The sequence below is a fragment of the Streptomyces sp. CNZ287 genome (assembly GCF_007827615.1).
The window spans coordinates 357502-378135 of sequence record NZ_VISV01000001.1 but is presented as its reverse complement, the minus strand read 5'-3'; the positions used below and the strand labels follow the sequence as shown (position 1 = coordinate 378135).

Annotated in this window: 21 protein-coding genes; 9 read left to right on the top strand and 12 right to left on the bottom strand. The window is 72.9% G+C overall.

Translation table 11 applies throughout. The features are described 5' to 3' along the window. Window positions 1-52: 52 nt before the first annotated feature. Both FB457_RS01650 and FB457_RS01645 read right to left on the bottom strand, forming a co-directional pair. A complete protein-coding gene (locus FB457_RS01650) occupies window positions 53-286 on the bottom strand; it encodes a hypothetical protein (protein WP_145780544.1) in 234 nt (77 codons plus the stop codon). Continuing rightward, window positions 283-1224 (bottom strand): SPFH domain-containing protein, encoded by a 942-nt coding sequence (locus tag FB457_RS01645; RefSeq protein ID WP_047017790.1) that lies wholly within the window; start codon window positions 1222-1224, stop codon window positions 283-285. Before FB457_RS01645 ends, FB457_RS01650 begins: the two co-directional genes overlap by 4 nt. A 186-nt stretch (window positions 1225-1410) precedes the next feature. Between FB457_RS01645 and FB457_RS01640 the strand changes: the two genes are divergently transcribed. Together FB457_RS01640 and FB457_RS01635 are read left to right on the top strand one after the other, a co-directional pair. Then, window positions 1411-2253 carry a cysteine peptidase family C39 domain-containing protein gene (locus tag FB457_RS01640; RefSeq protein ID WP_347612705.1) on the top strand — a complete coding sequence of 281 codons (843 nt, stop codon included), beginning with the start codon at window positions 1411-1413 and terminating at the stop codon, window positions 2251-2253. After that, window positions 2237-3505 (top strand): hypothetical protein, encoded by a 1269-nt coding sequence (locus tag FB457_RS01635; RefSeq protein WP_145780541.1) that lies wholly within the window; start codon window positions 2237-2239, stop codon window positions 3503-3505. The genes FB457_RS01640 and FB457_RS01635 overlap by 17 nt, the downstream gene beginning before the upstream one ends. 678 nt (window positions 3506-4183) lie before the next feature. On the opposite strand, the gene FB457_RS01630 is transcribed toward FB457_RS01635, so the two are convergent. From FB457_RS01630 to FB457_RS01620, 3 genes are all read right to left on the bottom strand, one after another. Next, the gene (locus FB457_RS01630; protein WP_047017793.1) at window positions 4184-6205 is read right to left on the bottom strand and encodes an ATP-binding SpoIIE family protein phosphatase; all 2022 of its coding nucleotides are present in this window, start codon (window positions 6203-6205) and stop codon (window positions 4184-4186) included. Between the two features lie 119 nt (window positions 6206-6324). Continuing rightward, complete coding sequence (gene fomD, locus FB457_RS01625; RefSeq protein ID WP_047017794.1) at window positions 6325-7080, bottom strand: cytidylyl-2-hydroxypropylphosphonate hydrolase; 756 nt, start codon at window positions 7078-7080, stop codon at window positions 6325-6327. A gap of 24 nt (window positions 7081-7104) precedes the next feature. Further along, window positions 7105-8541 (bottom strand): aspartate ammonia-lyase, encoded by a 1437-nt coding sequence (locus FB457_RS01620; protein WP_145780539.1) that lies wholly within the window; start codon window positions 8539-8541, stop codon window positions 7105-7107. A 246-nt stretch (window positions 8542-8787) separates the two neighbouring features. Here FB457_RS01620 and FB457_RS01615 point away from each other — a divergent pair, with 246 nt between their 5' ends. Then, window positions 8788-9480 (top strand): hypothetical protein, encoded by a 693-nt coding sequence (locus tag FB457_RS01615; RefSeq protein ID WP_145780537.1) that lies wholly within the window; start codon window positions 8788-8790, stop codon window positions 9478-9480. 84 nt (window positions 9481-9564) lie between these two features. On the opposite strand, the gene FB457_RS01610 is transcribed toward FB457_RS01615, so the two are convergent. Further along, window positions 9565-11274 carry a fumarate hydratase gene (locus tag FB457_RS01610; protein WP_145780536.1) on the bottom strand — a complete coding sequence of 570 codons (1710 nt, stop codon included), beginning with the start codon at window positions 11272-11274 and terminating at the stop codon, window positions 9565-9567. 139 nt (window positions 11275-11413) lie between these two features. Here FB457_RS01610 and FB457_RS01605 point away from each other — a divergent pair, with 139 nt between their 5' ends. Continuing rightward, on the top strand, window positions 11414-12103 hold the full coding sequence (locus tag FB457_RS01605) for a DUF1707 domain-containing protein (RefSeq protein ID WP_145780534.1): 690 nt from the start codon (window positions 11414-11416) through the stop codon (window positions 12101-12103). Between the two features lie 211 nt (window positions 12104-12314). Continuing rightward, a complete protein-coding gene (locus FB457_RS01600) occupies window positions 12315-12680 on the top strand; it encodes a WhiB family transcriptional regulator (RefSeq protein ID WP_018834542.1) in 366 nt (121 codons plus the stop codon). Between the two features lie 74 nt (window positions 12681-12754). Here FB457_RS01600 and glpX read toward each other — a convergent pair whose 3' ends face one another. Next, on the bottom strand, window positions 12755-13801 hold the full coding sequence (gene glpX / locus FB457_RS01595; RefSeq protein ID WP_047017799.1) for a class II fructose-bisphosphatase: 1047 nt from the start codon (window positions 13799-13801) through the stop codon (window positions 12755-12757). A 183-nt stretch (window positions 13802-13984) separates the two neighbouring features. Here glpX and FB457_RS01590 point away from each other — a divergent pair, with 183 nt between their 5' ends. Then, window positions 13985-14512 carry a DUF4245 domain-containing protein gene (locus tag FB457_RS01590; protein WP_486588896.1) on the top strand — a complete coding sequence of 176 codons (528 nt, stop codon included), beginning with the start codon at window positions 13985-13987 and terminating at the stop codon, window positions 14510-14512. A gap of 128 nt (window positions 14513-14640) precedes the next feature. Here FB457_RS01590 and FB457_RS01585 read toward each other — a convergent pair whose 3' ends face one another. Further along, window positions 14641-14925, bottom strand: a complete 285-nt coding sequence (locus FB457_RS01585) for an exodeoxyribonuclease VII small subunit (protein WP_047017801.1) — start codon at window positions 14923-14925, stop codon at window positions 14641-14643. A gap of 21 nt (window positions 14926-14946) precedes the next feature. Further along, entirely contained in the window at window positions 14947-16158 is a 1212-nt protein-coding gene (gene xseA, locus FB457_RS01580; protein ID WP_145780532.1) for an exodeoxyribonuclease VII large subunit, read from the bottom strand. Between the two features lie 106 nt (window positions 16159-16264). Between xseA and FB457_RS01575 the strand changes: the two genes are divergently transcribed. After that, window positions 16265-17266 (top strand): 4-hydroxy-3-methylbut-2-enyl diphosphate reductase, encoded by a 1002-nt coding sequence (locus FB457_RS01575; protein WP_078898421.1) that lies wholly within the window; start codon window positions 16265-16267, stop codon window positions 17264-17266. Here FB457_RS01575 and FB457_RS35065 read toward each other — a convergent pair. Further along, window positions 17187-17792: a DUF6542 domain-containing protein gene (locus FB457_RS35065; protein ID WP_052770444.1), complete on the bottom strand. Its 606-nt coding sequence runs from the start codon at window positions 17790-17792 to the stop codon at window positions 17187-17189. The genes FB457_RS01575 and FB457_RS35065 overlap by 80 nt on opposite strands. 285 nt (window positions 17793-18077) lie before the next feature. Between FB457_RS35065 and ychF the strand changes: the two genes are divergently transcribed. Then, window positions 18078-19166 carry a redox-regulated ATPase YchF gene (gene ychF, locus FB457_RS01560; RefSeq protein WP_047017804.1) on the top strand — a complete coding sequence of 363 codons (1089 nt, stop codon included), beginning with the start codon at window positions 18078-18080 and terminating at the stop codon, window positions 19164-19166. 267 nt (window positions 19167-19433) lie between these two features. Here the strand turns inward: ychF and FB457_RS01555 are convergent, their stop codons facing one another. After that, the gene (locus FB457_RS01555; protein ID WP_047017805.1) at window positions 19434-19847 is read right to left on the bottom strand and encodes a PIN domain nuclease; all 414 of its coding nucleotides are present in this window, start codon (window positions 19845-19847) and stop codon (window positions 19434-19436) included. Continuing rightward, window positions 19844-20095 carry a type II toxin-antitoxin system VapB family antitoxin gene (locus FB457_RS01550; protein ID WP_047017806.1) on the bottom strand — a complete coding sequence of 84 codons (252 nt, stop codon included), beginning with the start codon at window positions 20093-20095 and terminating at the stop codon, window positions 19844-19846. The genes FB457_RS01555 and FB457_RS01550 overlap by 4 nt, the downstream gene beginning before the upstream one ends. A gap of 337 nt (window positions 20096-20432) precedes the next feature. Here FB457_RS01550 and FB457_RS01545 point away from each other — a divergent pair, with 337 nt between their 5' ends. Beyond that, complete coding sequence (locus tag FB457_RS01545; RefSeq protein ID WP_486588895.1) at window positions 20433-20615, top strand: helix-turn-helix domain-containing protein; 183 nt, start codon at window positions 20433-20435, stop codon at window positions 20613-20615. The last annotated feature ends 19 nt before the right edge of the window (window positions 20616-20634 follow it).

Here is a 20634-nt window from a genome sequence, read left to right as displayed (position 1 = left end):
CTGGTGGGCGCGGTGCCGGGCGGCTTGCCGGGGGGATGCGGGGCCGGGGCGGCTACTCCTCCGGCTCACGCGGCGGGCGGCCGCGGCGAGGGTGCGGGCGGGCGTTCCCGGGGAGCCGGCCGGCATCCGCGAGGGCCCGGCGGAGCAGGTAGTCGATCTGCGCGTTGGTGCTGCGCAGTTCGTCCGCCGCCCACCGGGCCAGCGCGTCGTGCACGGCCGGGTCGAGCCGCAGCAGCACCTGCTTGCGCCGGGACCGGGGGGTGCGGTCGGGGCCGTCGTCCGTCACTGATAAAGGGACCCGGTGTTGAGCACGGGCTGGGGGGCGCGGTCGCCGCAGAGTACGACCATGAGGTTGCCGACCATCGCCGCCCTGCGCTCCTCGTCCAGCTCGACGATGTCCTCCCGGGTGAGCCGGGCGAGCGCGTCCTCGACCATGCCCACCGCCCCGTCCACGATCTCCCGCCGCGCGGCGACCACGGCGCCGGCCTGCTGGCGCTGGAGCATCGCGGAGGCGATCTCCGGCGCGTACGCGAGGTGGGTGAAGCGCGACTCGATGATCCGCACGCCGGCCGCCTGCACCCGGGCGGTCAGCTCCTCGGCCAGCTTCTCGGTGATCTCCTCGGCGTCGGTGCGCAGCGACAACTCGTCGTCCTCGTAGGCGTCGTACGGGTACTCGATGGCGATGTGCCGGACCGCGGTCTCGGTCTGGGTGGCGACGAACTCGGTGAAGTCGTCGACGGCGAAGACCGCCTGCGCGGTGTCCTCGACCTGCCAGACGACGACGGCGGCCAGCTCGATGGGGTTGCCGCGGGCGTCGTTGACCTTGAGGACGGCGGTCTCGTGGTTGCGCACCCGGGTGGAGATCTTGCGGCGGGTGGTGAGCGGGTTGACCCAGCGCAGGCCGTCGTCGCGGATGGTGCCGGTGTAACGGCCGAAGAGCTGCACGACGCGGGCCTCGCCGGGCTCGACCATGTTCAGCCCGGCCATCGCGACGAGGGCGGCGAGGAAGAGCAGGGCGCCGAGGACGAGGACCGGGATGCCCGCGGCGAGGATGCCATCGCCCCCCAGGGCGATGCCGAGCGCGAGCAGGCCGGCACCGGCGAGGGCGCCGGCGAGGCCGAGGACCAGGGCGAGGGCGCCGCCGATGCTGTTCGCCTGCCGCTCGGCGACGGGCGGCGCGGGCATGTCGGGGGCGTGCTGGTCGTGTGGCTGCTGGTCGGTCATGTGAAGTCCCCGTTCTCGTTCCTTGGCGGTCGGTGGAACACTAGCAAAGTGCTATCACTTTTTGTAGCTGGGTTGTCATGCCCCCTTCCGGTGGGTGGTCTACACCGGTCAGAATGGAGCTGCCTGCGGGAGCAGACGCCGGCATCACCGTCCCCGTGTCACCCCCACGAACGACAGGAGACAGCGATGTCCTCTATCCGAGCCGTGTCCGCAGCCGGAGCGGGCGGCGTACTCGTCGCCGCCCTCGTGCTCACCGGCGGCCCCGCGCAGGCGGCCGAGCCGGGCCCCGCCGCGGGCGCCGCGGCCGCGGGCGCGTACAAGGAACGTACGGACACCCTGCCCGCCGAGCGGCTCACGGCGGAGCAGCGGCGGCTGCTGGCCGAGAAGTCCGCGGCGGCGAAGGGTGCGGCCGGGCGGTCCGCCGCGCGCGGCGACGTCGGGGCGGCGGCGATCGTCTCCTCCGGCGCCGTACAGCAGTCCCAGATCAACTCCTACTACTGCGGCCCCGCCACCCTCGTGATCACGCAGTCCGCGCGCGACGAGGTCGGCAACCGGTCCCAGACGCAGGCCGGCAGCGAGCTGCGTACGAACTCCTCCGGCACCGCCTGGTACGGCATCAACGCGAACGTCCCCAACCCGACCGGCTATCCCATCCCCGACGTGCTCAACTACCGCCTGCCGGGAGCGGGGTACGTACCGAAGGCGCTGCCGTACACGCCGACCGCGACGGACAAGGCCAACTTCCGCGACCACATCGTGCACAACACCTCGGGCGACTACGCGATCGCGGGCAACGCCTGGGAGGTCGTCGGCGGCCCGCACCTCGTCGGGCACCCGAACCGGGAGATATTCCACTGGGTGTCGATAGACGGCCACAGCGACGACGGGGCGCGCACCGTGCAGTACCGCGACCCGGTGGGCGGGGTGCCGACGAGCGTCATCTCGTGGGCCGGCAGCGTGCCGCGCACCGCGACCATCTCGTCGGACACCATCACGACCATCATGGGCGGTCGTGGGTACGTCTGGTGAGGCCCGGCGGCCCGGTGCGCTCCGCGCGCGCGGCGTAGCCGCCGCGGCGCTGGGCGCGGTCGTCCTCCTGGCGGGCACGGCAGCGTGCTCGCCGGGAGGCGGCGACGGGCCGGGCGAGGAGTCGCCTGCGGGGTCGCGCGAGGGGTCACGCGGGGGCTCGCCCACGGCGGCGCCGCCGACCGGCGCGCCCGTACGGGACCGGGCCTGCGAGGTGGAACTGCCCGACGGCTGGTCGGACGCGCTGGCGGCCGGGCGGGTCCCGGTGCCGGAGGGGGAGCGGGCGGTGCTCACGGAGGTCGGGCCCGGGGCCGGGTGGTCGGTTCTGCAGTCGTCCGGGGCGGACCGGTCGATCGTGCTGCGGGAGGGGGACGAGGAGCGGCGGGTGATGCGGCTCGCGGACCCCGTCGAGCATCAGGTGGGCAGCGCGGACTTCGACGGGCGGTGGCTTGTTTTCGACGTTGTCGAGGGCCGGCAGGTGGAGAGCCCCTGGACGCTGTACGCCTGGGACGCGACGAGCGGGCGCCGGAAGGCGGTCGCGGAGGCGGAGCGGGCGGCGGACGGGCAGAGCGCGGTGCCGGGGCCGTTCGTGCAGGCCGTGGTGCGGTCGGGGCGGCTGTTCTGGGCGCAGGGGACGGGCGGCGGCCGGTCGGCGGTGTACGCGCGGGACCTGGGCGGCGGCGAGCGGCGGACGGTGTACGAGGGCGTCGTCGACACGCCGTTCGCGGCGGGCGGCCTGCTGGTGTGGCTGCGCCAGTCCGAGTCGCCGTCGGGCGGCCCGGAGACCCGTCTCGCCGCGGTCTCGACGGACACGCTGCGGCGGGCGGAACTCCCGGGCCCGATCGCGGCCCTGCGCAACGTCCGGTACGTGGCGTCGGACGGCCGCACGTGGGCGTGGGCGGGCGGCGAGCCGGAGCGCCCGCGGCTGTACGTGTGGCGGGAGGGCTGGCCGAAGCCGCTGCCGCTGGTACGGGGCGGGGGCGGCGGAGCGGCGGCGGAGCCGGAGCTGGGGGGCATCGACCAGGTCCAGGTGAGCGGCGAGGTGGTGACGTGGCGCACGACGGAGGCGGCCTGGGCCCTGGACCTGCGGTCGCGGACGTACGCGCGGATCACCCCGGGATACGGGTACGCGCTGGCGCGGGACGGAGGGCTGGGGGTGGCGTACCCGGAGGGCGAGGCGAAGGCGGCGGACGCGAGGGACGCCATCCAACTCACCGAAACCGCAACGCTGCCCGCGCTACCGGGTTGTGAGTGAGGGCGACCGGGAGGCGGCCGCGCCGCACCCGCGAAGCGGCCGGGGGCTGTGCCCCGACCCCGCCCCTCCCCGAAACCCGGGGCTGTGCCTTGGACCCCACACCCGTGCCTGCGGCGCGAGGCGGGCGGGCCCGCAACTCTCTGTACGGCTCCGCCCTGTCGGCCGCAGGGTGGCCTCCTGGGGCCTCGCCCCGGCCCCTGCTGCCTGCGGCGCGGGGCGGGCTGGGCCGTTACTCCGCGTGCGGCGCCTGCGCTGCCACCCGTGCCTGCGGCGCGAGGCGGGCGGGCCCGCAACTCCCTGTACCGCTCCGCCCTGTCGGCCGCACCGCGGCCTCGCGGGGCGCCGCCCCGCCCCCCGCCGCGCGGGGAGGGGGGTTCGCTACTCGGCGTGCAGCGCCAGTCTGCCGGCCGCAGGGTGCCCTTCCAGCCGTGGCCTGCTGCGCGGGGCGGGAGAGCCCGTAATCCCGCGTGCAACTCCTCCCCCGGCGCTCCCAGCCGCGGGTTGCCTGCGGCGGCGCCCCGACGGCCACCCGCGCCTGCGGCGCCCGGCGCCGTAGGCGCTCGGGCCCGGGGGGCTCGGGGGCGGAGCCCCTGGGTTTCGGGAAGGGGCGGGGTCGGGGAACAGCCCTCCCTGCCCGGCCGAGTGCGCACGGCGCCCCGGCCCTCGGCCCCCGGCCCCTCAGATCTCGAACCACACCACCTTGCCCACACTGAGCCGCTCCGCGCCCCAGTGCCGGGCCAGCTTGTTCACCAGGAACATCCCCCGCCCACCCTCATCCGCGGGGCCCGCCCGCCGCATCCGCGGCAACTGCGGGACGTCGTCCACCACCTCGCACCGCAGCCTGTCCGTGTGCACGAGGCGCAGCGTGACCGGCCGCTGCGCGTACCGCACCGCGTTCGTCACCACCTCGCTCACCAGCAGCTCCACGATGTCCGTCAGCTCCTCCAGACCCCACCCCGCCAGCGCCCCCCGCGCCAGCGACCGCGCCTCGCGCGGCGCCTGCGCCCGCGGGTCCAGGGACCACTGCGCCGCCGCGCTGGGCGCTATGCCGTCCAGCCGCGCCGCCAGCAGGGCGATGTCGTCGTCCCGGTCGCCCGGACCCAGGACGTCCAGCACCTCGTCGCACAGCGGCTCCAGCGGCGGCGGGTTGCCAGGGCCGGTGAGGGCCGCGGTGCGGGTCAGCCGCGCGCAGAGCTGGTCGATGCCCGTGGAGACGTCCATCAGCCGGGACTCGACCAGGCCGTCCGTGTACAGCAGCAGCGTCGAGCCCTGCGGCGCCTGCAGCTCCACCGCCTCGAAGCCCACGCCGCCCACCCCGATCGGCGCTCCCGGCGGCACGTCCAGCACCTCGCTGAAGCCGTCCCTGCGGAGCAGGACCGGCGGCGGGTGGCCCGCGTTGGAGGCGGTGAGGGTGTGGGCGATGGGGTCGTAGACCGCGTACAGGCACGTGGCCATGCGGTCGTCGCCGAGGCGCTGCGCCTGCTCGTCGAGGTGGTGCAGCACCTCCTGCGGCGGCAGGTCGAGCTGCGCCAGCGTCTGCGCCGCGGTACGCAACTGGCCCATGATCGCCGCGGAGGTCACCGAGTGGCCCATCACGTCGCCGACGACCAGCGCGACCCGGCTGCCGGGCAGCGGGATCGCGTCGTACCAGTCGCCGCCGACCCGCGCGGTCTCGGCCGCGGGCCGGTAGCGGCTGGCGAGGCGGACGCCGGTGGGCTCCGGCAGGTATTCGGGCAGCATCGTGCGCTGCAGTTGGTCGGCGATGTACGCCTCGCGGTCGTAGATGACCGCTTTGTCGACGCCGAGGGCCGTGTGCGTGGCCAGTTGGGCGGCGATCAGCAGGTCGTCCTGCCCGTACGCGGGCCGCGCGGGACCCCGTACGAGCACCGCCACCCCGATCACCCGGCGGCGGCCGCGCAGCGGGGCGACGATCGTGCGCTTGTCGGCCGGCGCGTTGGCGAGCGGGCTTTCGCGGCCCAGCAGTTCGATGAGCGCCGCGCGGGCGGCCAGCGTCTCGCCGAACACCGGGCGGACGCCGCGCAGCACTTCGAGCAGCGCCCCGGCCCGTACGACGTCGACCTGCTCGGCCGCGCCGAGGCCCGGGGCGTCCGGCTCCGCCGCCGCGGGCAGCAGCCGGCTGCCGCCCATGCTGTCGACGTCCTCGACGCCGTCGGTGATCCGGTCCGTACGCCGCAGGCGCAGCCGGAACGGTTCCGTCGGCTGCTCGTCGCCGACCGGCAGCGGGTCGCGGAGGTAGACGAGGATCGCGTCGGCGAAGGACGGGACGACGGAGCGGCACAGGCCGAGCACGATCTCGTCCAGGTCGATGCCGCGGGCGATCCTGCGGGTGGCCGCGCCGAGGAACCGCAGCCGCGCGGACGCGGCGTCCTCCTCCGGCCGGCCCATCCCCGGGGCCGGGTCGGCGTCCCCGTCCGCGCCCGGCTGGGGGCGCGGCCGGCCGCCGCTGGGGGTGTCGTCGGCGCCCTGGTGCGCCGGTACGCCGCCGGCGGCGGCCCCCGGGGCCTTCGCGGGCTGCGCCGGTTTCGCACGGTGCAGGGCGTCACGCGGGTCGGGGATGGCCTCGCCCGAGTTCGCGGTGGGTGGGGTCGGCGACACCGCCCCGTCCGTGCCGGCGGCGGCAAGGGTGTTGCCGGACTCCGTCCGCTCGGCGGCTGCCCGCCGCCTGTCGCGCTCCGTCACGTGTCGGTACCGTCCATCCGGCCGTTCCACCCAAGTCTCCACAGGGCGGGTTGAGTTGTGGGTACTGCGTGCTGTGGACGTCGATCCTACGTTTGACCTACCGGGGCGCAGCAAGGGTCTCATGAAGACAAGCGCGCGGGTGTGCGGTCCCAATCCGCCGGAAGAAGCGGAACTGTCCACTTCGGGTCGGGGCGCCAGCGCTCCCAGCCTTCGGAGAACGGCGGTCCCCACGCCCCGATGGCGTCGACCGCCCGCCGTCCCGCGTCCCGTACGGCGGCCGCCCGGGCGGCGGACATCAGCCCCGCCCGCTGCGCGGCGGCGAACTCGTCCTCGTCCCGCCACTCCCAGGAGCGGTCCGGGCGGACGACCAGATCCAGGTAGTGGTCCTCGGAGTCGACGCCCCCGGCCCAGCGCACCCGGGGCGCTTCGAGGTTGACGTAGAAGGACTTGAACGTCCAGTCGATTTCCCAGAACAGCCAGACCGACCAGGGCTCGCCCGGCCGGGCCAGCTTGAGCACGCCGGCGCCGAACCAGCGGGTGCGGAACGGGCGGTGCGGCTTGGTGTAGCGGGTGGCCAGCGGCTCGCGGTGTAACTCGGTGCCGTCGGCGAGCACGGGTCGTACGCACTCGGTGTCCGGCGCCACCCACACGGCGAGCGTCTCGGCGTCGTCGCGGACGACGGTGACCGGGCGGCAGACGGCGACGGTACGGCCCAGCCGGCCGGCGTCCCCGGCGCTGTCCGTGCCGTCGGCGCAGGCTGTCCCGGCCGCCCCGGGCCCATGGGCGCGGTAGCGCCAGAGGATGTGGTCCCCGGGCGTCCACCGGCCGCCGGAGACGTTCTTGTCGCTGTCAAGCGTCGCGTCTGGCCCGTGCATCAGACGATGGTAACCAGGGGCGCCTCACGGCCGGGTCATCCTCAGCACGTCCAGCGCACCGTCCAACTGCTCCTCCGTGAGCAGCCCGCGCTCGACGTACCCGCCCTCCAGGACAACCTCGCGGATCGTCTTGCGCTCGGCCAGCGACTTCTTCGCCACCTTGGCCGCCTCCTCGTAGCCGATGTACCGGTTGAGCGGCGTGACGACGGACGGCGACGACTCCGCGTACTCCCGGGCGCGCCCGGCGTGCGCCGTGATGCCGTCGACCGTGCGATCGGCGAGCAGGCGTGCGGCGTTGGCCAGCAGCCGGACGGACTCCAGCACGTTGCGGGCGAGGACGGGCAGCATCACGTTCAGCTCGAAGTTGCCCGAGGCGCCGGCGGTGGTGACCGTGACGTCGTTCCCGACGACCTGGGCGCAGACCATCAGCACGGCCTCGGGGACCACCGGGTTCACCTTGCCCGGCATGATCGACGAGCCGGGCTGGAGGTCGGGCAGGGCGATCTCGGCGAGGCCCGTGCGCGGGCCGGAGCCCATCCAGCGCAGGTCGTTGCAGATCTTGGTCAGCCCGACCGCGATCGTGCGCAACTGGCCCGAGGTCTCCACCAGGCCGTCGCGGGCGCCCTGGGCCTCGAAGTGGTCGCGGGCCTCGGTCAACGGCAGCCCGGTGGCCCGCGCCACCTCGGCGATGACGGCGGCGGCGAAGCCGGGCGGGGTGTTGATGCCCGTGCCGACCGCGGTACCGCCGAGGGGCAGCTCGGCCAGCCGCGGCAGCGAGGCGTGCAGCCGCTCGACGCCGAAGGCGACCTGGGCCGCGTAGCCCGCGAACTCCTGGCCGAGGGTGACGGGCGTGGCGTCCATCAGGTGCGTCCGCCCCGACTTCACCACCTCCGCGAACTCCTCCGCCTTGCCCGCGAGCGCCGCCTGCAGATGCGTCAGCGCGGGGATCAGGTCCTGCACGACCGCGCCCGTCGCGGCGATGTGGATGGAGGAGGGGAACGTGTCGTTCGACGACTGGCTGGCGTTGACGTGGTCGTTGGGGTGGACCACCGGTCCGCCGGCGCCCAGCTTCTCCTGCGCGAGGGTCGCCAGCACCTCGTTCATGTTCATGTTCGACGAGGTGCCGGAGCCGGTCTGGAAGACGTCGACCGGGAACTGATCGTCCCAGCGGCCGGCCGCGACCTCCTCCGCCGCCGCCTGCACGGCCGCGGCGACGTCCTCGTCGAGCACGCCCAGCTCGGCGTTGACCTTCGCCGCGGCGGCCTTGATCCGGGCCAGCGCGGCGATGTGGGCCGACTCCAGGCGCAGCCCGGAGACCGGGAAGTTCTCCACCGCGCGCTGCGTCTGGGCGCGCCACTTGGCGGCGGCGGGGACGCGGACCTCGCCCATCGAGTCGTGCTCGATGCGGAAGCCGTCGGATGCGGGGCGTTCTGCGGGGGACCGGTCAGCGGGCTGGCTCATGCTGCCGAGGATACGACCGCCCGCCGACACCCGCGGCGCCGTCCGTCGGTGCGCCGAACGGTGGATTCGGCGGGGGCGGCCGCGGACTTGCCGCGGCGGCTGCCGGGGGCACGGACGGGGGCGCGGTGGAATCGACGGACTGGAGGAAATCAGAAGAGACCAGAAGAGACCAGAAGAGACCAGAAGAGACCGGAAGAGATCAGCAGAGATCGGTAGACAACCGCCAGGTTCGGCCCGAGGAGTGACGTGACGACCAGCCTTCGCACCCGCCGTTTCCGCAGCGGAGCACGCGCCGCCGCGCTCGCCTGCGCCCTGCTCGCCGCCGCCGCCGCGCAGCCGGCGGGCGCCGCCCCGTACGACGAGGGGGACGACAAGGGGAAGGACGTGCGGGGGGTGACGGGACCGGCGATGAAGATCGCCATCGACAACGCGCGCAAGACCTCGGGCCCGGGTCAGGAGGCCACGTACACGATCCGCGTCTCCAGCCTCCAGGACGGGCCGATCGAGGGTCTGGTGGTCCGGCAGACGCTGCCGGACGGCATGGACCTGGTCGAGCCGGGCCCGGGCGGCAAGGTGCGGGGCGGTCGCGAGGTGACCTGGACGGCGGACCTGAAGGGGCACAAGCACGCGGAGTTCACGGCGCGCACGCGGATCGCGGACGGCGCGCCGACGGCGGGCGAGCTGGCGGCGACGGCGTGCGCGTACGAGAAGGGCGCGGAGGCCGCGGTGGTGTGCGCGCCGGACATCGACAAGCTGACCGGCGCGCCGGCGGCGGCCCGCGACGACGGCCGCGGCGGCGACCGCGACGCCGAGCCGCGGGCCGCCGCCGAGTCCGACAGCGCCGTGGCGTACGGGCTGGGCGCGGGCGCGCTGCTGCTGGGCGGCGGGGGCGTGGTGTTCGCGCTACGGCGCCGGGCGGCGGCCGCGCGGCGCGGCTGACGGCGCCGGCGTACCGCCCGGCTCGTACGCCCGCGAGGGGCGCCCGGTACGCCCCGGCCGCCCCTCCCCGCCCGTACGCGCCGGCTACGGCTGCGCCGCGCCCCGCACCGGGATGCTCGTCACGAACGGCTTGACCGGGCCCGGGTCGGTGAAGAAGTCGTTCCCCTTGTCGTCCACCACGATGAACGCCGGGAAGTCCTCCACCTCGATCTTCCAGACCGCCTCCATGCCCAGCTCCTCGTACTCCAGGACCTCGACCTTCTTGATGCAGTCCTGCGCCAGCCGCGCCGCGGGACCGCCGATCGAGCCCAGGTAGAAGCCGCCGTGCGCGGCGCAGGCGTCGGTGACCTGCTGGGAGCGGTTCCCCTTGGCCAGCATCACCATCGACCCGCCCGCCGCCTGGAACTGCTCGACGTACGCGTCCATCCGCCCCGCCGTCGTCGGCCCGAAGGACCCGGAGGCGTAGCCCTCGGGGGTCTTGGCGGGCCCCGCGTAGTACACGGGGTGGTCCTTCAGGTACTGCGGCATCTCCTCGCCCGCGTCCAGCCGCTCCTTGATCTTCGCGTGCGCGATGTCGCGCGCCACGACGAGCGGGCCGGTCAGCGACAGCCGCGTCTTGACCGGGTACTTCGTCAGCTCCGCCCGTACCTCGGCCATCGGCCGGGCGAGGTCGATCCGCACCGCCTCGTCCATGGCCGCCGCGGACCCCGCGGTCAGCTCCGCCGCGGTGGTGTCCGGCAGGAAGCGCGCGGGGTCGTGCTCCAGCTGCTCCAGGAAGACGCCCTCCGCCGTGATCTTCGCCAGCGCCTGCCGGTCGGCGGAGCAGGAGACCGCGATGGCCACCGGACAGGACGCGCCGTGCCGCGGGAGCCGGACGACGCGCACGTCGTGGCAGAAGTACTTGCCGCCGAACTGGGCGCCGATGCCGAGCGTCTGGGTCAGCTCGAAGACCTTGGCCTCCAGCTCGGTGTCGCGGAAGCCGTGTCCCGCGGGGGAGCCCTCGGTGGGCAGCGAGTCGAGATAGTGCGCGGAGGCGTACTTCGCGGTCTTCAGCGCGTACTCGGCGGAGGTGCCGCCGACGACGATCGCGAGGTGGTACGGCGGGCAGGCGGCGGTGCCCAGCGAGCGGATCTTCTCCTCCAGGAAGCGCAGCATCGACGCCTCGTTGAGCACCGCCTTCGTCTCCTGGTAGAGGAACGACTTGTTGGCGCTGCCGCCGCCCTTGGCCATGAAGAGGAACTTGTACGCGTCCCCGTCGGTGGCGTAGAGCTCCACCTGCGCCGGCAGGTTGTTGCCGGTGTTCTTCTCGTCCCACATGGTCAGCGGCGCCATCTGGGAGTAGCGCAGGTTCAGCTTGGTGTACGCGTCGTACACCCCGCGCGACAGCGCCTCCTCGTCCCCGCCCGCGGTCAGCACCTGCTGCCCGCGTTTGCCCATGACGATCGCCGTGCCCGTGTCCTGGCACATAGGGAGCACGCCCGCGGCCGAGATGTTGGCGTTCTTCAGCAGGTCGAGCGCGACGAACTTGTCGTTGGCCGATGCCTCCGGGTCGTCGCAGATGGCGCGGAGTTGGGCGAGGTGGGCGGGGCGCAGGTAGTGCGAGATGTCGTGCATCGCCTCCGCGGCGAGCAGCCGCAGCGCCTCCGGACCGACCTCCAGGAACGTACGCCCGCCGGCCTCGACCGTGCGTACGCCCTCCTTCGTCAGCAGGCGGTACGCGGTGGTGTCCGCGCCCAGCGGGAGGAGGTCCGTGTACTGGAACGCGGGGCTGGCGGGGCGGGCGGTGGCTGTCATCGCGTTCCTTGTCGTCGGCGGGCGGCGGCTGTGCGTCCCCCAGGTTAGGACGGCCGCGCGGGCGCGGCGTGGCGAGGTGCCCCTCCGTCCGCCGCCGGGGCCCTAGTCACGATGTATCGCGTTTGGTTACGCTGGGGCCGTGGACGAGACCCCGCGCGACAACGCCCCCGTGCCCGCCGCCCAGCCGTCGCTGTCGAAGAAGCCGGTCGCGGAGGGAGAGCTGCGCGCCTCCGACGCGGACCGCGACCGGGTGGCGGACATCCTCCGCGAGGCGCTCGCCGAGGGGCGGCTGGACCCGGAGGAGCACGCCGAGCGGATCGACGGCGTCTACACCGCCAAGACCGTGGGCGAACTGGAGCCGCTCGTCCGCGACCTGCCGGCCGGCCGGCGCGCGCCGGGCCCCGCGGCGCCGCCGCCCCCGTCGCCGTACCCGCAGCCCCAGCCGCAGACCCTCGTCGCGATCTTCAGCGGCTCGACGCGCAAGGGGCGCTGGAGCGTGGGGCGCAGAACGTCGGCGTTCGCGCTCTTCGGGGGCGTCGACATCGACCTGACCGAGGCCGTCTTCCACCAGCAGGAGATCGTCATCAACGCGACCGCCATCTTCGGCGGCGTCGACATCAAGGTCCCGGCCAACGTGTCGCTGCGCGGCTCCGGTACGGCCATCTTCGGCGGCTTCGACGTGCACGCGCAGGAGGCGGACGACCCGCGTGCGCCGGTGGTGGTCGTCACCGGGTTCGCGCTCTTCGGCGGGGTGGAAGCAAAGGGCAAAAAGGGCAAGTTCCTGAAGAACCTGACGGACCGGATGCGCAAGCACGGCCTCGGTCACTGACCCCGTTCCACCGCGCTCCCGCCGCCCCCAACTGCCCCCGCGGACCCCCGGGGAGCACCGCCATCCCGGGTGGCCACTCGGCGCATAAGCGCGCGCACAGCGGGTAGAGCACGTGCATCGTCTCCTCCGTACGGCTGCAGGTGCGAACGGTCGTACGCCCTACGAGACAGCTTTGTCCCTGATCCGCCATCGCCGTCGTCAGGAGTGGACCGTGCTGCAGTCCCACCAGCAGTCCCTGCAGGAAGCCCGGGTGCCGATCCAGCGCTCCGGACGGCGGGAAGAGGGGGATCCCTGGCACACGGAGGCGGTGTGCCGGCGGGACGAGGCCGCGCTGTTCTTTGCTCCGTCGAAGGAGCCCACCGCCGACCGGCTGTCGCGCGAGGCCGCCGCGAAGCGGGTCTGCGCGCGCTGTCCCGTGATGGTCGAGTGCCGTGAGCACGCGCTGCTGCTGCCCGAGCCGTACGGCGTGTGGGGCGGCCTCACGGCGGCGGAGCGACGGGTCGTACAGGCGCGGCGCAGGCGGCGGGAGACGGCGGAGAAGCTGACCGCACCGCGCGGGATAGCGCAGGCGGGCTGAGCGGCCCCGGGGTCAGGACAAACGGTTCTGCCGGCGGGTGCCGGCCGTACGCGCCCGCCGCCTGCCCGAGCCTGCTACTGGGCCCGGTCGAAGTCGACCGAGCTGTACGCGCGCAGCTTCGACAGCCGGTGCTCCGACTCGATCTGCCGGATCGTGCCGCTCTTCGACCTCATCACCAGTGACTGCGTGAACGCCCGGTCCGCGCGGTAGCGCACGCCGCGCAGCAGCTCGCCGTCCGTGATCCCGGTGGCCACGAAGAACACGTTCTCGCCGCTGACCAGGTCGTCGATGAGCAGCGTACGGTCCAGGTCGTGCCCGGCGTCGAGCGCCCGCTGCCGCTCCGCGTCGTCCCGCGGCCACAGCCGGCCCTGGAACGTGCCGCCGAGGCACTTCATCGCGCAGGCCGCGATGACGGCCTCCGGCGTGCCCCCGACGCCCAGCAGCAGGTCGACGCCGGTGCCGTCGCGGGCGGTCATGATGGCGCCGGCGACGTCGCCGTCGGAGATGAACTTGATCCGCGCCCCGGCCTCGCGGACCTCCTGCACCAGCCCGTCGTGGCGCGGCCGGTCCAGCACGCAGACGGTGACGTCCCCGGTGGTGCCGCCCTTGGCCTTGGCGACGCGGCGGATGTTGACGGCGACGGGGGCGTTGATGTCGACGTACTCGGCGGCCTCGGGGCCGGTGGCGAGCTTGTCCATGTAGAAGACCGCGGACGGGTCGAACATGCAGCCCCGCTCGGCGACGGCCAGCACGGAGACGGCGTTGCCCATGCCCTTGGCGGTGAGCGTGGTGCCGTCGACCGGGTCGACGGCCACGTCGCACTCGGGTCCGGTGCCGTCGCCTACGCGCTCGCCGTTGAAGAGCATCGGGGCGTGGTCCTTCTCACCCTCGCCGATCACGACGACGCCGTTCATCGAGACAGTGCTGACCAGGGTGCGCATGGCGCGTACGGCCGCACCGTCGGCGCCGTTCTTGTCGCCGCGGCCGACCCAGCGGCCGGAGGCCATCGCGCCGGCCTCGGTGACCCGGACGAGCTCCAGGGCGAGGTTGCGGTCGGGGGCCTCGGGGGCCACCTCCAGTTGCTCGGGGAGGTGGTGGGGCGTCTCATGGGACTGCGACATCCGTGAGGACCTTTCGGCTCGGTCGGACGGCGGGAGGGGGTGAGAAGGGGGGCTCTGAGCCTATCCGTTTATCGCCATTATGAGCACACTGCCCCTCGGATGAGCGGTTCGGCTCCGCCGTGGTCCGCCGCCCGCCCGCACCCCGGGGAAGGGACCGCTCCGCAGATGAGGGACGATGGAGGGGTGGCAGACAGGAACAGTATGCGGACGGTGCGCAATCTGGTGGGCGCGCTGACGGTCACCTGCGGGGTGTCGTTGGTCGTCTACTGGGGCGTCCTCCCGCGCGAGGGCGACGGCAACGAGATGGAGGCCGTCTCCTACAGCCAGGAGCTGGGCCAGGCCCGCCGCGCCGCTCCGTTCCCGGTCGTCGCGCCGGTGGGGCTGCCGGACGACTGGCGGGCCAACTCGGTGACGTACCGCGGGACCGGCGACCACGGCACGACGTGGCACCTGGGCTTCGTCACGCCCGACGACGAGTACGTGGCGGTGGAGCAGGGGAGCGAGAAGCCCGACCGCTTCATCCGCAAGGTCACCCACGACGCGCGGGCGACGGGCGAGACCCGGCAGGTGGCGGGCGAGGAGTGGGCGCAGTACCAGGGCAGGACGTACGACGCGCTGGTGCACAGGGGCGACGGTGTGACGACCGTGGTCACGGGCACGGGGAGCGTGCAGCAGATGGAGCGGATGGCGGCGGCGCTGAAGGAGAAGTGAGCGGACTCCGGGCCCGCGGAGCGCCGTAGCCCCCTGCCGTACGGAAGGGGAGTGCCCCCCGGGACCGTACGCGTACGGAGGCGGCGCGAGCGGGCCCGCATCGGGATCGAGTGCGGGGCCGGGACGCCTCAGCCCGTACGATCGGCGGCGGCCTGCTCTTCTTCGGCCTCTTCGTCCCCTTCTTCCGTGTCCCCCTCGGCCCCGTCCTCCGACTCCGCGAGCGCCGCGTCGAGCCGCTCGCGGGCGCCGTCCAGCCACTGCCGGCAGATCCGCGCCAGCTCCTCCCCGCGCTCCCACAGCGCCAGGGACTCCTCCAGGGTCGAACCGCCGGACTCCAGCCGGCGTACGACCTCCATCAGCTCGTCCCGCGCCTGCTCGTAGCCGAGAGTCCCCCGGTCCTTCGTCTCTGCCATGGCCCCCACCTTAGGACCCGCCTACGACACCGGGCCGACGGTGACACCGAACTCCCCGTCGGCGACCCGGGCGCGCAACTCCTCGCCCGCGCTCACCTCGTCCGCCGCGCGCACCGCCGCGCCGTCCTGCCGCTGGAGCACCGCATAGCCGCGCTTCAGCGTGGAGGCGGGGGAGAGGGCGACGACCCGGGCGCGGGTGTGCTCCAACTCGGAGTCGGCGCGGTCCAGCAGATGCGCCAGCGTGCGCCGGCCGCGCGCGAGCACCGCGTCCACGACCTCCGCGCGCTCGTCCACGATCGCGTACGGCTCGGCCATCGCGGGCCGGCTCAGCCACGCCGCCAGCCCGCGCTCCTCGCGGTCCAGCACCCCCGTCAGCACGCGCAGCGCGCGCAGCCGGAGCTGCTCTATCCGCACGCGCTCCTCGCCCACGTCCGGCACGGCGTCCTTCGCGGCGTGCGTGGGCGTACGGGAGCGGAGATCCGCCACATAGTCCAGCAGGGGGTTGTCCGGCTCGTGGCCGATGGCCGAGACCACCGGCGTACGGCACGCGGCCACGGCCCGTACGAGCTGCTCGTCCGAGAACGGCAGCAGGTCCTCCACGCTGCCGCCGCCCCGCGCGACGATGATGACGTCCACCTCCGGCAGGCCGTCCAGCTCCTGCACCGCCTTGACGATCTGGGGCACCGCGTGGACCCCCTGCACCGCCACCGGCCGCACCTCGAACCGCACCGCCGGCCACCGGTGTCGCGCCGTCTCCAGCACGTCCCGCTCCGCCGCCGACGCCCGTCCCGTCACCAGGCCGATGCGGCGCGGCAGGAACGGCAGCGGCTTCTTGCGCTCCGGCGCGAAGAGCCCTTCGGCGGCCAGCGCCTTCTTCAACCGCTCCAGCCGCACGAGCAGTTCGCCGACGCCCACCGGGCGGATCTCGGCGGCGCGCAGCGAGAGCTGCCCGCTCGGCGCGTACCAGACCGGCTTGGCGAAGACGACGACCCGCGCGCCTTCCTGTATGACATCGGCCACTTTGTCGAACACGTCGCGGAAGCACGTCACCGTCAGGGAGACCTCCTGCGCCGGGTCGCGCAGCGTCATGAAGACCACGCCCGCGCCCGGCCGCCGCGACAACTGGGTGATCTGCCCCTCCACCCACAGCGAGCCGAGCCGGTCGATCCAGCCGCCGATCTTCCGCGAGACGAGCCCGACGGGCATGGGCGTCTCGGCCGTGTTCACCGCCATGCGCCCGAGCCTAACGGCGGGGTACGACACCCGGGCGGCACCGGCGGAGAGGGTCGCAGGTCGTGCACCCTCGAATCGGGGCGGTGGTGTTCCGTACGATGGCCGTATGACTGCTTCGAGCACGCCGCAGCCCGCCCGTCGCGTCCTACTCGCCGCTCCCCGGGGCTACTGCGCCGGGGTGGACCGGGCGGTGATCGCGGTCGAGCAGGCCCTTGAACAATACGGCGCTCCGGTGTACGTACGGCACGAGATCGTGCACAACAAGTACGTCGTCAAGACGCTGGAGCGCAAGGGCGCGATCTTCGTCGAGGAGACGGCCGAGGTGCCGCCGGGCAACATCGTGATCTTCTCCGCGCACGGCGTCGCCCCCACCGTCCACGACGAGGCGAAGGAAGGCCGGCTCGCCACGATCGACGCCACCTGCCCGCTGGTCACCAAGGTGCACAAGGAGGCCGTCCGGTTCGCCAAGGACGACTTCGACATCCTGCTCATCGGCCACGAGGGCCACGAGGAGGTCATCGGCACGTCCGGCGAGGCGCCGGAGCACATCCAGCTCGTCGACGGGCCCGAGGGCGCCGACCAGATCGAGGTGCGCGACCCCGACAAGGTCGTCTGGCTGTCGCAGACCACGCTGTCGGTGGACGAGACGATGGAGACGGTCGACCGGCTCAAGGGCCGCTTCCCGAACCTGCTGGACCCGCCGAGCGACGACATCTGCTACGCCACGCAGAACCGCCAGGTCGCGGTGAAGCAGGTGGGCGCGGAGTCGGACCTCGTCATCGTCGTCGGCTCGCAGAACTCGTCGAACTCGCTGCGGCTGGTCGAGGTCGCCGTCGACGCCGGCGCGAAGGCGTCGTATCTGGTCGACGGGGCCGAGGAGATCGACGAGGCGTGGCTCGACGGCGTGACGACCGTGGGCGTGACGTCGGGTGCGTCGGTGCCGGAGGTCCTGGTCGACGGCGTGCTGGAGTGGCTCGCCGAGCGGGGCTACGTGGACGTGGACCTCGTCCAGCCGGTGGACGAGCGGATCACCTTCTCCCTGCCGAAGGAGCTCCGCCGCGACCTGCGCGCCGAGGCGGCTGCGCTGGGCGGCGGCGCGGCGGACTGACCGCCGCGGCCTGGTCCGGGGCCCGCCGCTGCGGCTTCGCCCGCCGGCGCGCCCCGGAGGACGGCCGGGCCTGCGGCTCCCCGCCCCCGCCGGGGCCGCGCCGTACGGTGAGCATGGCGAAGTGCCGCAGCAGCGCGACGACGGCGGCGAGCAGCGTACCCCCGTAGAGCCACGGCGCCTCCAGGGCCAGGGTCGTACCGGCGGCCATCACGTGCGCGGAGATCCCGCCCGAGCCCTCGCCGACGGCCAGCGTCCCGGCGGCGAAGGCGATCGGCATGGCGATCGGGGCGGCGATGACGTCCGCGGGCCGGATCCACAGTGCGCAGCACACGGACAGCACCAGGAACACCACCCCGAAGAACACCGGCGCGGTCCCCATCACCACCTGCACGAACGCCCCCGTGCCCAGCATCACCGACGCCGCCAGCAACCCTCCGCCGGCCGCCGTCAGCCGCGGCCCAGCGGGGCGCAGCAGCGTCCGCAGCACGGGCGGCACGGGCCGCCGCGCCGCGGCCCGGTACACCACGGCGCTCTCCTCCGGCCCGGACCCCCCGGCGGGGTCGGGCTCGCGGGCCGGTCGCGGGACGTGAACCTGCCGTCGCCCTCCGTCAGGATCTGTATTCGTACGGTGATGCTGCATCGCTCCACGTTAGGCCCCGCGGCAGGTGAAACCCGGGGAGGGGCACAGAATGCGCTCATTCGGAGTGCCGGAGTCCCACAGGACGCACACACGGGGCCCGCGACACCACCCGTAGAATCACACCGGGCCCTGCCGCGCCCCTATCCCCGTACCTCGTAGGAAGTCGTTCACGTGTCGCTCACGATCGGAATCGTCGGCCTGCCGAATGTCGGCAAGTCGACCCTCTTCAACGCCCTGACCAAGAACGAGGTGCTGGCGGCCAACTACCCGTTCGCCACCATCGAGCCCAACGTCGGCGTCGTCGGCGTCCCGGACCCCCGCCTCACCACCCTGGCGGGCATCTTCGACTCCCAGCGCATCCTCCCGGCGACGGTCGACTTCGTCGACATCGCCGGCATCGTGCGCGGCGCGAGCGAGGGCGAGGGCCTGGGCAACAAGTTCCTGGCGAACATCCGCGAGTCCGACGCGATCTGCCAGGTCATCCGCGCCTTCCGGGACGAGAACGTGGTCCACGTCGACGGCAAGGTCTCGCCGAAGAACGACATCGAGACCATCAACACCGAGCTGATCCTCGCCGACCTCCAGACCATCGAGAAGGTCCTCCCGCGGCTCCAGAAGGAATCCCGCATCAAGAAGGACCTGGCCCCCAAGCTCACCGCCATCGAGGAGGCCAAGACCATCCTCGACACGGGCCAGACCCTCTTCGCCGCGGGCATCGCCCAGGGCACGGAGCGCGCCGAACTCCTCCACGACCTGCACCTGCTGACGGCGAAGCCGTTCCTCTACGTCTTCAACGTCGACGAGGACGAACTGGCCGACGACGCGTTCAAGGACGAACAGCGCGCCCTGGTCGCCCCGGCCGAGGCCATCTTCCTCAACGCCAAGCTCGAATCCGAACTCGCCGAACTCGACGAGTCCGACGCTCTGGAACTCCTCCAGTCCGTAGGCCAGGAAGAACCGGGCCTGGTCACCCTGGCCCGCGTCGGCTTCACCACCCTGGGCCTCCAGACCTACCTGACCGCAGGCCCGAAGGAGGCCCGCGCCTGGACCATCAAGAAGGGCGCCACGGCCCCGGAGGCGGCGGGCGTGATCCACACGGACTTCCAGAAGGGCTTCATCAAGGCGGAGGTCATCTCCTTCGACGACCTGGTCACCACAGGCTCGGTCCCGGAAGCCCGCGCGGCGGGCAAGGCCCGCATGGAGGGCAAGGACTACGTGATGCGCGACGGCGACGTCGTGGAGTTCCGCTTCAACGTGTGAATCTTTCGAACAGGCCCTTCCGTCTTGCATTCATGCAGGTCGGATGGTGTTTCGTGTTCGAACGTGGTGGAATTCGACTGGAACGTGGGGTAGGGGTGTGCCGCGGGTGTGCGTGCGTCTTTGTGCAGGTGGGAAGCGTGTGTGACGGTTCTTGAATCCGGGTGAGGTTTACCGTGGCTGGATTTTGGCTGGATCTGACGGATACCCGTGGGGGTATAGAGGTTGGTCTGGGGTGGGGGCTTCCTCGGTGGTGTGGGCGAGGGGCGTTTACGGTCGGGTGCCGTCCATGAGCATGAGCGTGTTCTGGCCGGTGTGCCGGGCGATGGTCTCGAAGTCGCGGTCGCAGTGCAGCAAGGTGAGTGGGGACAGTTCGGCCACCGCCGCGACGAGGAGGTCGACCGGTCCGGCGCTGCGGTGTTCGCCGTGGTCGACGAGGAGGTGCTGGACCTGGCGGGCTCGCTGGAAGGCGTGGTCCGGGACTGGAACCCAGGCGTAGAACCCGCTCAGGTGCTGCTGCATCTGTTTGTGGTGTGTGGAGGAGCGTGCGGAGCGGAGGATCTCGAGTTCCGTGATCTCGCACATGCCGACCAGTCCGGAGTCCAGTGCTTCTCCCCACCCCCAGGCGTCCGCGCCGTGCTGCAGGAAGCGTGCAACTGCCGAGGTGTCGGCCAGGTATTTCACGCAGCCTGTCCCTGCTTGCTGTCGTCAGTGGCGGGGCCGGGGCGGTAGGCGGTCTTGTCGGTCAGGGCGTCGAGGTCCAGGGCCTCGGCGGCGAGGCGTTCGGCTGCCATGCGGGCCTCGTGGCGCTTGACTCGGTCGCTGACCTCGCGAAGGGCGCGGTTGACGGTGTCCTTCTTGGTCTTGGTGCCGAACGCGTCCTGCGCTACGGCCAATGCGTCCTCGTCGATCTCGATCAATGTCTTACCCATGTGAAACTCCTCCCGTATATCTAAAATCTAGCATAGATATACAGTGAGGGGTGGTCGTTGTCGACGGCCTCGGATTCTGCTGTCTTCAGCTGTCGTGCCGGGCGTCGGCTGACGGGCGCCCGGGTGGGATGGGGCGAAGCCCCCAACGGGTCGGAGTATCCCGGTGCTGGTTCCGTGCTGACTTGTTGCTTACGCAGTTTGCTCACGGAACTCCGGCACCTGCGCATGGGCATCTGCCGTGGCGAGGGCTGCGGTGATGTTCCCTTGGGCCTCCGCGTCGGCGTCCTCGGAGGCGGTGTCCCGTAGCCGGTGGAGGGCCGGAACCGTGTCTGCCGCGTTGGGCCATAGCGTGGCCAGCCGGCTGCTGACTGTGGGGGAGGTCGCGGCGTGGCTCAGGGTCAGGCAGGCCACCGTCAGGAACAAGTACCGGCTGTGGGGCATCCCGCCCCAGAAAGTCGGACGCCTCCTGCGATTCCGCGCACGCGAGGTCAAGCGCTATCTCGACAAGCACTACGGCTGACGCGAGCCCGCGCCGGCCC

Coding starts and splice junctions, on each gene's coding strand:
- FB457_RS01620 (WP_145780539.1), bottom strand. CDS start 8,541: ATGAGCCAGCCCGCTGACCGGTCCCCCGCAGAACGCCCCGCATCCGAC.
- FB457_RS01640 (WP_347612705.1), top strand. CDS start 1,411: ATGTCCTCTATCCGAGCCGTGTCCGCAGCCGGAGCGGGCGGCGTACTC.
- FB457_RS01550 (WP_047017806.1), bottom strand. CDS start 20,095: ATGGGTAAGACATTGATCGAGATCGACGAGGACGCATTGGCCGTAGCG.
- FB457_RS01575 (WP_078898421.1), top strand. CDS start 16,265: ATGACTGCTTCGAGCACGCCGCAGCCCGCCCGTCGCGTCCTACTCGCC.
- glpX (WP_047017799.1), bottom strand. CDS start 13,801: ATGTCGCAGTCCCATGAGACGCCCCACCACCTCCCCGAGCAACTGGAG.
- fomD (WP_047017794.1), bottom strand. CDS start 7,080: ATGCACGGGCCAGACGCGACGCTTGACAGCGACAAGAACGTCTCCGGC.
- FB457_RS01610 (WP_145780536.1), bottom strand. CDS start 11,274: ATGACAGCCACCGCCCGCCCCGCCAGCCCCGCGTTCCAGTACACGGAC.
- FB457_RS01645 (WP_047017790.1), bottom strand. CDS start 1,224: ATGACCGACCAGCAGCCACACGACCAGCACGCCCCCGACATGCCCGCG.
- xseA (WP_145780532.1), bottom strand. CDS start 16,158: ATGGCGGTGAACACGGCCGAGACGCCCATGCCCGTCGGGCTCGTCTCG.
- FB457_RS01585 (WP_047017801.1), bottom strand. CDS start 14,925: ATGGCAGAGACGAAGGACCGGGGGACTCTCGGCTACGAGCAGGCGCGG.